The sequence below is a fragment of the Nocardiopsis sp. TNDT3 genome (assembly GCF_003427465.1).
GTDB lineage: Bacteria > Actinomycetota > Actinomycetes > Streptosporangiales > Streptosporangiaceae > Nocardiopsis > Nocardiopsis dassonvillei.
Map to the genome: position 1 here is coordinate 1 of NZ_QPFC01000764.1, position 2642 is coordinate 2642.

Sequence of the window (2642 nt, forward strand, 5' to 3'; positions counted from 1 at the left end):
CGTCAGGCCTCCGGGGCCCGGCGGGCGCGCTCCTGGTGGCGGCGGGCCTTCAGGCGGTTGCCGCAGGTCCTCATCGAGCACCAGCGGGCGGTGTTGGCGCGGCTGCGGTCGAGGAGGAAGAGGCGGCACTCGTCGTTGCCGCAGGGGCGCAGCCGCCCGGGCCTGCGCTCCTGGACGTCGTACCAGGCGAGCACCAGTTCCACAGCGAGCGTCCGCTCGGGCGGCGCCCGGAGAGTCCACCGCAGGTCCGCCCCGTCGATGTCGGGAACCCGGGTTACCCCGGCGAGCATCCCCCGCATCCGCGCCTCGGGCACGGGTCCGCGCGTGGCGGCCTGGAGCACGTCCCTCGCCGTCCGCAGCCAGTCGATCGCCGCCGCGTCATCGGAACCGCCGTGCTCGCGCGCCCACCGCCGCGGCGCGGCGTCGTCGGCCCACAGGTCCCGCCGTCGGCCGTCCACCACCGGGGTGCTGTTCAGCGCTTCGAGCAGCGCCTCCTCGTCGACCATGTCCACCCGCCTCCCGAACTAACCCTCTTCATCGACTTGACAGGTTACCCCGCATCCGCTCCACTGGTGGCAGAGATAACCATCAAAGTTGCCCTGGAGGGTTAGTCATGACGGAGATCCGCCACCAGTACGCCACCGTGCGCGGACACCGCGTCTTCTACCGGGAGGCCGGGCCCCGCGACGCGCCCGCCCTGGTGCTCCTGCACGGGTTCCCCACCAGCTCGCGCATGTTCCGCCGACTGATCCCGCGGCTGGCCGACCGGTTCCGCGTCATCGCCCCCGACCACCTCGGCTTCGGCCACTCCGACGCTCCACCCGCCGACGCGTTCGCGTACACGTTCGACGCGCTCACCGACGTCACGGAGGCGCTCCTGGCCGGGCTCGGCGTCACCAGCTACGCCATGTACGTGCAGGACTACGGCGCTCCCGTCGGGTGGCGGCTCGCGCTGCGCGCCCCGGAGGCGGTCACCGCGGTGGTCACCCAGAACGGCAACGCCTACGAGGACGGCTTCGTCCCCGAGTTCTGGGCGCCCGTGTGGGCCTACGCGAAGGATCCGGGGCCCGCGACGGAACCGGCGGTCCGCACCGCCCTCGACCTGGACGCGGTCCGCTGGCAGTACCTGCACGGGGTGGACCGCCCCGAACTGGTCGATCCCGACACCTGGACGGCCGACCACCGCGACATCAGCCGCCCCGGCAACGACCTCGTCCAGCTCGCCCTCCTGCGCGACTACGCCACCAACCCGCCCCTCTACCCGCGGGTGCACGCGTACTTCCGGGAGAGCCGCGTCCCGCTCCTGGCCGTGTGGGGAGCCGAGGACCGCATCTTCGGCCCCGACGGCGCGCGCGCCTTCGCCCGCGACCTGCCGGACGCCGAGATCCGCCTGGTGCCCGGAGGCGGCCACTTCCTGCTGGAGAGCCACCTGGACGGCACCGCCGAGCGCATCCGGGACTTCCTGACCCGTACGCTGACGGCGCCCCGGGGATGACGCCCGCGCGGGCGGAACCGGTGGCCGGGCGGGCGCGCCGCCGACCGCCCGCCGGGCCCCGCCCCGGCGGGGCCCGGTCGTTCCGGAGCGTGCCCGGACCCGCTCCGGCCCTCCCGGCCGCCCTGCCACCACCGTCGCGCACGGTCACCGAAGACCGCCACGGTCCGCCCCCGGGCGTGACACCATAGGAGGATGCCCAAGATCACGGCGCCGACCATCGCCGCCCACCGTGCCCGCACACGGGATCGCATCATGGACGCCGTCGACGAGCTGATCCGGACCCAGGGGATCGACCGCATCTCCATGACCGACGTGGCCAACTCCGCGGGGATCACCCGTACCGCCCTGTACAACTACTTCCCCGACAAGCCCGCGCTGCTCCTGGCCTTCACCGAGCAGGTCAACAGCGCGTTCGTCGAGCGGTACAGGCGCGAACTCCCCTCGGGCGTCTCGGCGGCGCGGCGGCTCTCGGCGTTCGTCCGCCTCCAGTTGGAGGGCATCATGGCGCATCCGCACCCGCCCGCCGCCGAACTCGGGGCCAGCCTCGGCCCGGACGCCTACCAGGCGCTCGCCGCCCACGTGGCGCCCATGCAGCGCCTGCTGACCGAGATCCTGGAGGAGGGCACCGCCGCGGGCGAGTTCGATCCCCTGCCCGCCGAGCCCGTCTCCCGGCTGGCCCTGTCGATGGTCGGCTCCCAGCGCCTGCCCCTCGTCAGCGGGGAGATCGACCTCGACGAGACCCACGCCCTGGTCACACGGTTCGTACTCCGCGCCCTCGGCGTGGCGACCGAAACCGTGGACACCGTTCTTCCGCAAACCGCCACGAAGAACACCCGGAGTGGTGACTCGTAAACACGCAATCATAAGGGCTGGCCCATAACCTGCGCCACAACGTTGGCGAGGCGATATCAAGTCGCAACGGTACGGCGACATCGGTCAGAATCGGTGACCCCGCCCGCCCCTCGGGGCGGGCGCCCCTTCGACCGAGTGTGAGGCCCTCTCCGACGTGTCCCTCGTACTGATCCTCCTCGGCGCCGTCCTGGTGGCGGTCGCCATGTTCAACAAGGTCCCCAGCTACGTCCCCGGGCGGATCCCGGCGCCCCGCCCCGGCCGCGGCGGCTCCGTGGCCGCCGCGCGGAGCCCGGAG

At 73.0% G+C, this 2642-nt stretch carries 3 protein-coding genes; 2 read left to right on the forward strand and 1 reads right to left on the reverse strand.

What is annotated here, in order from left to right; all coding sequences use genetic code 11:
- Window positions 1-2: 2 nt before the first annotated feature.
- Window positions 3-506 (reverse strand): CGNR zinc finger domain-containing protein, encoded by a 504-nt coding sequence (locus DQW06_RS18870; RefSeq protein ID WP_013151494.1) that lies wholly within the window; start codon window positions 504-506, stop codon window positions 3-5.
- 107 nt (window positions 507-613) lie between these two features.
- On the opposite strand from DQW06_RS18870, the gene DQW06_RS18875 reads away from it, so the two are divergent.
- Both DQW06_RS18875 and DQW06_RS18880 read left to right on the forward strand, forming a co-directional pair.
- Window positions 614-1495: an alpha/beta fold hydrolase gene (locus tag DQW06_RS18875; RefSeq protein ID WP_013151493.1), complete on the forward strand. Its 882-nt coding sequence runs from the start codon at window positions 614-616 to the stop codon at window positions 1493-1495.
- Window positions 1496-1687: 192 nt separating this feature from the next.
- A complete protein-coding gene (locus DQW06_RS18880; protein ID WP_013151492.1) occupies window positions 1688-2347 on the forward strand; it encodes a TetR/AcrR family transcriptional regulator in 660 nt (219 codons plus the stop codon).
- Window positions 2348-2642: the final 295 nt, after the last annotated feature.